We start from the raw sequence: 6,998 nt of genomic DNA on the forward strand, positions 1-6,998 counted from the left end.
GGCGGGCGGGAAGTCCGCAGGCGCCCGCCGGCGCGGGTTCCGCCGCATCTGCCGCGAATTCCGCGCCTTGCGGGAGCCGCGTGCCCGCCGGCCGTCGCCGGCGTTCTGCGACTGGGACATGGATCTCCTCCACCGCGTCCGCCGCGCCCGTGGTCCCCGGACGCGGGGGCGTTCGGGGACCGGGGGGCGGAGCGGGCCGGGGGCGCGTCAGATCCGGTTGGCGTTGCTGCCACGGCGCCGCAGGTACCAGGTGCCGCCGACCGCCGCGGTGGCCAGCACGGCCGCGCCCGCCATGAGCTCGGTCATTCCGGAGTCGTCGCTGGAGCCGCCGACGCCGGTCTTCATGCCGCCCTTGGGGGGCTTGGCCGGGGTGGAGGAGCCGCCGCCCGTGCCCATCGAGGGGCTGTGGCTCGCCCCGCCCATGGAGGTGCCGCCGGTGCCGGACCCGCTGGAGGCGGACCCGCCCGAGCCGGCGGAGACGACGACGTCGCCCGTGGCCTCCTTGCCGTTGTGACACTTGACGCCGATGCCGTACGTGCCGGCCTTCGCGCTGTTGGGCACCTTGAAGGTGCCGTTGACGCTCTCCTTGTGCGTGCCCGGCTTGAGCTGGAACGAGGCCGGGCCGCCGACGGCGCTGGCGTCGCCCGTGCCCGAGCCGTTGGCGCCGCAGGCGGTGGTGTTCACCGTGACCTCGGCCCCGGGCTTGACGGGGTTCGGGGAGACTTCCAGCTTGCCGAAGTCCCCGGCGAGCGCGGGGGCGCTCGCCAGCCCGAGGGCGGCTATGGAAAGGGCGGTCCCGGTGAGCACTCGTGAGTTACGCATGCTTGTTCCTCCGTGAACGCGGCCGGGGCACGTGATGTGCCCACGAAGGGGAGTGGGGGGTTCCGCGCTCCTCAGAGCCGAGGGAACCGGGATCCGGGGCGCCCCGCACCCTGACAACGCATCAGAATCGCCGGTCCGGGACGCGCCGCGGACCGGGCCCGGCCGGCGTAACGGCAGGTCACCGGGGGTGGCCCCGCCGTCACCGGGACGGCGGCCCCCGAACACGGCGAACGGGTGACCCCGGACCGGCTCCCGACCGGCCCCGGGCCCCCGCGCAGCCGCCCCGCCCCCGGGTCACCCGTTCGGCGGAGCCCACCCGCGCCGGGCGCCCGGAGATCCGCGCCGGGGGCGCGCAACCCCCGCGCGAATCACACGGAACGGTGACCCCACAGTCGGAGGGGTCACTTCCGCCGGGGGCGCGCGTATGCTCTGCGCCCATGGGGGAGGAGACCGAGGTCCCCGTCAACACCGAGGTGCGCGGCGAGACTTGGCGGGTCCGCATTTCCACGACCGGCGGCGACGTCCTGGGGGCCGGCATCCTGCTGGCCGCCGATGCCGTGCTGACCTGCGCCCATGTCATCCCCACCGGCCCCGGCGACCCCCCGGATCTCAGCGTCCCCACCGCCGAGATAAGCGTCCCCACCACCGAAGTGCAGGTCGAGCTGGTCGGCGTGCCCGGCGCCCGCCCCGTGCCGGCCCGGGTGGCCGACGGCTGCTGGGTGCCCGAGCTGGCGGACTCCCGGGGCGACGTCGCCCTGCTGACCCTGGCCGAGCCGCAGGACGCCCGCCACGCCGCGCCGCTGCACCGGGTCGCGCCCACGCGCGGCCGGTCCGTCTGGATGTGCGGCTTCCCCAGCACGCGCGAGCTCCAGGACGGGGTGTGGTTCCGGGCCACCCTCGCCGGGCCGTCCGGGCCGCGCGGCGAGTGGGTGCAGATGTTCCCCCTGACCCCGGAGGAGACGGTGCGGCCCGGCTTCAGCGGCGCCGCCGTGACCGACGCGGAGACGCACCGCGTCCTCGGCATGGTCGTCAGCCGCTACGACGACCGCTCCTCGGCCGCCCCCGCGAGCCGGCGGCTCCACCTGTCGTACATGATCCCGATCGAGACCGTCGTCCGGCACCTGCCGGCCATCGACCGCTACGTGAGCGGCGGCCGCGGCAACGGCCTGCCGTCGGTGCCGCGGGGCGCGGCCCGCGACCGCGAGTTCGCCCGCTGGCTGGCCCGCTGGTTCGCGGCCGCGGAGGGCACCCGGCAGGTGGAGGCGGTCGTCATCAAGAAGGGCGAGGCGGTGCGCGCGGCGACGCTCAGCCGGGCGGTCGCCCTCGCGGACCGCGAGCTGCCCGCGGACACACCGCCGCCGCGCAGAGCTCCCCTCCCCGTCGGCATACACCCGCCCGCCTCCCTCCACGCGCCGCCGCCCGGCACCCCGCCCCCGGCCGCCGCGCCCCGCAACGGCACCGCGCGCAGACCCCCGTCCCCGTACGGCCCCGACGAGGAGCCCGACGACCTCCTGCCGCCGGTCGGCAGCGTCGACCTCGCCCTCGACGTCTCCGGGGAGACCGTCGCCGACGTCGCCGCGCGCGTCGCCGACCGGCTCGGGCTGAGCCCCGCCGGGGAAGACGGCTCGGCGGTGGGCCTGCTCGGCGCCGCCGCCGTTCCGCTGACGATCGTCGCGGAGGGCGTCGACTACGCGGCGGCCCCCCTCGCGCTGGTCGAGTTCACCGACCTCCTCGCCGCCCGGGGGGCCCGTCTGCTCCTCGTCTTCCGCAACCCCGAATCGCAGAGCCTGGAGCTGGCGCTGAGGATGGCTGACCCCGGCAAGGACGAGACCGCGGCCCGGCTCGACCGGCTGCGCGACCGCATCGACCACATCGCGCGCCGCGAGCGCGCCGCCCACGACAGCACCGCCCTGATCGCCCCGGTGCGGCCCGTGCCGCAGCGGGCCGCCGCCCTGCGCCTGGACCTCACCGCGCTGCGCCGCCACCCGGAGCCGGGCGGCGCCCGCTTCCTGGCCGACCTCGGCGCCTTCGAGAGCACCGTGGAGTCGGAGCTGCTGCGCATCGAGGAGGTGATCGGCCTCGCCGAGGCGCAGATCGCCCGGCGGAACGAACTGCGCGGCCGGCTGGAGGCCTTCTTCGCGCTGCTCGCCGCCCGCAGCCTGGAGGAGGAGCGGGCCGCCGCGCCGCTCTACCGCACCGCGCACAACCTCCTGCACCGGGCGCCCTGCGAGCTCGCCGAGGCCGAGCGCGCCGTGGAGCGCTTCGCCGAGGCCGTGCGCCACCACACCCACCGGCCGCGAGGAGGCGACGCCTCGTGAACGCCCCTGCCACCCCTCCCGGCAAACGCCCGCCCGGGCCGCGTCCCGCCCCGCTCCCCGTCGGCGCCCCCTGCCCCCGGCCCGGCTGCGACGGCCGCGTCGAGTCGACCGGCTTCTGCTCCACACGCGGCCACGCCGTCCGGTGCGCGGCGCCCGGCGGCCCCGGCGGCGTCCCGCCCGTGCCCGAGAGCCCGCCCACCGCCGGCGCCCGCAGACGCGCCGAGACCGCCCAGCTGTTCACCGTGGGCCCCGCCGGTGACGGCCTGCTCGACCTGCCCGTCATCTCCACCCCCTCCCCCGAGGCCCTCGTCGTGACGGACCCGAGGGTTCCGGCGGGCGGCAAGACCTGCGGCCACGAGGGGTGCACCGCCGTCGTCGGCAGGTCGTACGCCGGGCAGGCCGCCCTGCCCGTCGGCTTCTGCGACCGGTGCGGCCACCCGTACGACTTCACGCCCCGCCTGGCCCCCGGCGACTTGGTCGGCGGGCAGTACCGGGTGGTGGGCTGCGTGGCCAACGGCGGCCTCGGCTGGGTCTACCTCGCCCACGACATGCGGCTCGACGGCAACCCCGTCGCCCTCAAGGGCCTGATCAACGACCGCGACCCCGTCGCCCTGCAGCGCGAGAAGGAGGAGCTGCGCGTCCTCATCGGCTCCGACCACCCGGACATCGTCCGCGTCATCAACTTCGTCTCCCACAAGGACTCCACGGGCCCGGGCGGGGACGGCCAGGACAAGGACAGCCAGGACGGGGACGGTCCGGGCGGCGACAGCAGCCACACCCGTTACATCGTCATGGAGTTCGTCCGCGGCATGCACCTCTCCCAGGTGCGCGACCGCATCACCCGCGGCGAGGGCCCCTTCGGCGAGGACCGCGTCTTCGAGTACGTCCTCTCCTACGGCTGCCGCATCCTCGACGCCCTGGAGAGCCTGCACCGCAAGAACCTCGTCTACTGCGACCTCAAGCCCAACAACGTCATGCACTACGCGGACCGCATCAAGCTCATCGACCTCGGCGCCGTCCGCGACCTGGACGACCGCACCGGACACGTCCTCGGCGCCCGCGGCTTCACCGCCCCCGAGGTCGTCCGCATGGGCGTCGAGGGGCTGTCCGTCCGCTCGGACCTCTTCACCCTCGGCGCCACGCTGCGCACCCTCTCCGAGGGCTGCGGCAAGCAGCCCCCCGGCCTGGGCGCCGAGTCCTACGCCCGGGTCCTCGCCCGCGCCACCGCCGCCGATCCGCGGCAACGCTTCGGCTCCGCCCGGGAGATGGCCGAGCAGCTGCGCGGCGTCCTGCGCGAGATCCGCTCCCTGCGCACCCGCACCGAGACGCCCGAGCCGTCCACCCTCTTCGCCGCCACGGCCACCCTCCTCGACGCCTCGCTCGGGCGCGTGCCGCCCCTGGAGCGCTGGCTGACCGGCGAGGTACGGCCGCTCCTCGACCCCGGTCTGCCCGAGCCCGGCCGCGTGCCGCACCACCTTCCCGTGCCGTACCCCGACCCGGCCGACCCGGCCGCCGCGCTGCTCGCTCAGCCCACGACCAGCGGCCCCCGCCGGCTCATCCAGCAGCTGTACGCCTCGGGCCGGGAGACCGTGGAGATCTGCTTCCGGCAGCTGCGCGCCCACCTCGAACTGGGCGAGCTCGACGCCGCGCGCGAGCGGCTGACCACCGCCCGCGCCCTCCTCGGCGGCCTCGCCCCGTACGACTGGCGGCTCTGCTGGCACCAGGGCCTGCTGTGCCTCGCCCGGCGCGACACGGAGGCCGCGCAGGGCGAGTTCGAGCGCGTCTACCACGCTCTGCCCGGGGAGTACGCGCCGAAGCTGGCGCTCGGCTACTGCGCCGAGAAGGCCGGGGCCCCGGCCGACGCCGAGCGCTACTACGACGCCGTGTGGCAGCGCAGCCGGTCGACGCAGGGCAGCGCCGTCTTCGGGCTCGCCCGGCTGCGGCTGGCCGCCGGCGACCGCACCGGCGCGGTCGCCCTCCTCGGCAGCCTGCCCGAGGTGTCCCGGCACTACGACGCGGCCCGGATCGCGTGCGTCCGCGTCCTCGCCGGGCGGCTGGAGGGCGGCGACGGGCCCCTCCTCCCGGACCGCTCCGACCTCGCCGCCGCCTTCGGCCGCCTCCCCCGGCTCTATCTGGACGAGGGGCACCACGCCGGGCCCGCCCGCGACCGGCTGGAGGCCGAGATCCTCGAAGTGGCCCTGGAGCGCGTGGCGGTGCGGGCGGGAGCGGCCCGCACCGGCTCCCGCCCGCCGGCCGGCCCCGGCGACAGCACCGACGACGAGGAGTTCACCCTGCGCACCCGGCTGGAGGCGAAGCTGCGCCGCCTGGCCCGCCAGGCGCCCGCCCCGGCCGGCCTGGCCGCCCTGGTCGACCTGGCGAACAGCGTCCGCCCCAAGACCCGTTTCTGACCCGGGGGAACGAATGGACCGCAGCATTGGACCGAGGCCGTGACCCGCGCCGACGGGGCGGCCCCCGAGGACCGCGCGCCGACGGCGGCACTGCCCGCCCTGACCGCCCAGCTGGGCCAGAACAAGTACTTGGCGGCGGGGTCCGGCACCGTGCCGGCCCACGCCGTGCTCACCGTCGAGGGCCACGGCCTGGCCGGGCTCACCACCCACGCCTCCTCCGCCGAGGTCGTCGTCATCGACTGCTCCGGTTCCATGAGCTGGCCCAGCACGAAGATCGCGGCGGCCCGGAAGGCCGCGGCCGCCGCCATCGGCGTCCTGCGCGACGGCACCCGCTTCGCCCTCGTCGAGGGCACCGACAAGGCCCGCGTCGTCTATCCGGCGACCGGCCGGATGGCCGTCGCGGGCCCCGACACCCGGGCCGACGCCGCCCGCACGGCGCACACGCTCGTCGCCGCGGGCGGCACCGCCATCGCCTCCTGGCTCGCCTGCGCCCGCGACCTCCTCACCGCCGACGGCCAGGACCACCCCATCCGGCACGCCCTCCTGCTGACCGACGGCAGGAACGAGCACGACCGGCCCGACGAGCTGGAGCGCGTCCTCGCGGACTGCGCCGGGAAGTTCACCTGCGACGCGCGCGGCATCGGCGACCAGTGGGCGGCCACCGAGCTGCGGGAGATCGCCGGCCGGCTGCACGGCATCGCGGACGCCGTCGAGCACGACTCCGGCCTGGAGGCGGAGTTCCGGCGGATGATGCGCAAGGCGATGGACAAGTCGCTGCCCGGCATCCGCATCCGCGTCCGGCTGCGCGTCGGCAGCGAGCTCGGCTTCTTCAAGCAGGTGTTCCCCACCGAGCTGGACCTGACCCAGGAGGGCGTGCGGACCGGGGAGCGCACCTGGGAATTCCCGACCGGCGCGTGGGGCGACGAGTCCCGCGACTACCACCTGTGCGTCACCGCCGACCCCGCCGGCGACCCGATGGGCGAGGACATGCAGCTGGCCTCGGTGGCGCTCGTCGCCGAGGGCGCGGGCGACCACCCCGCCGAGACGGTCGTCTCCGTGCCCCGGCCCGTCCCCCTGCTCGTCCACTGGACCGACGACCCCGTCCTGTCCACGCGCATCGATCCGCGCGTCGCCCGCTACAGCGGCTACGCCGACCTCGGCCGGGCCGTCAACGCCGGCTGCGAGGCGTTCGAGGCCGGGCACCTCGGCACGGCGGAGGAGGAGTGGGGCCGGGCGGTGCGGCTCGCGCACGAGCTCGGCGACGAGAAGATGCTGCGGCGGCTGCGGCGGCTGGTGGAGGTGGAGGACGCCGCCGAGGGGCGGGTCCGGCTGCGCGACGAGATCACGGCGGGCGACCTCAACTCGGCGTGGGTCGTCTCCAACCACAGCACGCAGACCCGCAGGCCCGGGGCGCCGCCGCGGGCCGCCCGCCCGCCGCACGAGCCCGGTC

General features: G+C 76.5%; 4 protein-coding genes. 3 read left to right on the forward strand and 1 reads right to left on the reverse strand.

The features are described from left to right. Positions 1-207: 207 nt before the first annotated feature. On the reverse strand, positions 208-822 hold the full coding sequence (locus B7P34_RS34300; protein WP_106682066.1) for a hypothetical protein: 615 nt from the start codon (positions 820-822) through the stop codon (positions 208-210). 437 nt (positions 823-1,259) lie between these two features. Between B7P34_RS34300 and B7P34_RS34305 the strand changes: the two genes are divergently transcribed. From B7P34_RS34305 to B7P34_RS34315, 3 genes are all read left to right on the forward strand, one after another. Further along, on the forward strand, positions 1,260-3,140 hold the full coding sequence (locus B7P34_RS34305; RefSeq protein WP_106682067.1) for a S1 family peptidase: 1,881 nt from the start codon (positions 1,260-1,262) through the stop codon (positions 3,138-3,140). Next, on the forward strand, positions 3,137-5,548 hold the full coding sequence (locus B7P34_RS34310; protein WP_106682068.1) for a serine/threonine-protein kinase: 2,412 nt from the start codon (positions 3,137-3,139) through the stop codon (positions 5,546-5,548). The genes B7P34_RS34305 and B7P34_RS34310 overlap by 4 nt, the downstream gene beginning before the upstream one ends. 39 nt (positions 5,549-5,587) lie before the next feature. Continuing rightward, positions 5,588-6,998: VWA domain-containing protein (locus B7P34_RS34315; protein WP_106682069.1), on the forward strand; the 1,411-nt coding region annotated here is incomplete at its 3' end.

This window comes from Streptosporangium nondiastaticum, from assembly GCF_003011965.1.
Lineage (GTDB): Bacteria > Actinomycetota > Actinomycetes > Streptomycetales > Streptomycetaceae > Streptomyces > Streptomyces nondiastaticus.

What these genes read in the sequence shown, in the direction of transcription:
- B7P34_RS34300 (WP_106682066.1), bottom strand. Translation starts at nt 822, where the DNA reads ATGCGTAACTCACGAGTGCTCACCGGGACCGCCCTTTCCATAGCCGCC.
- B7P34_RS34305 (WP_106682067.1), top strand. Translation starts at nt 1,260, where the DNA reads ATGGGGGAGGAGACCGAGGTCCCCGTCAACACCGAGGTGCGCGGCGAG.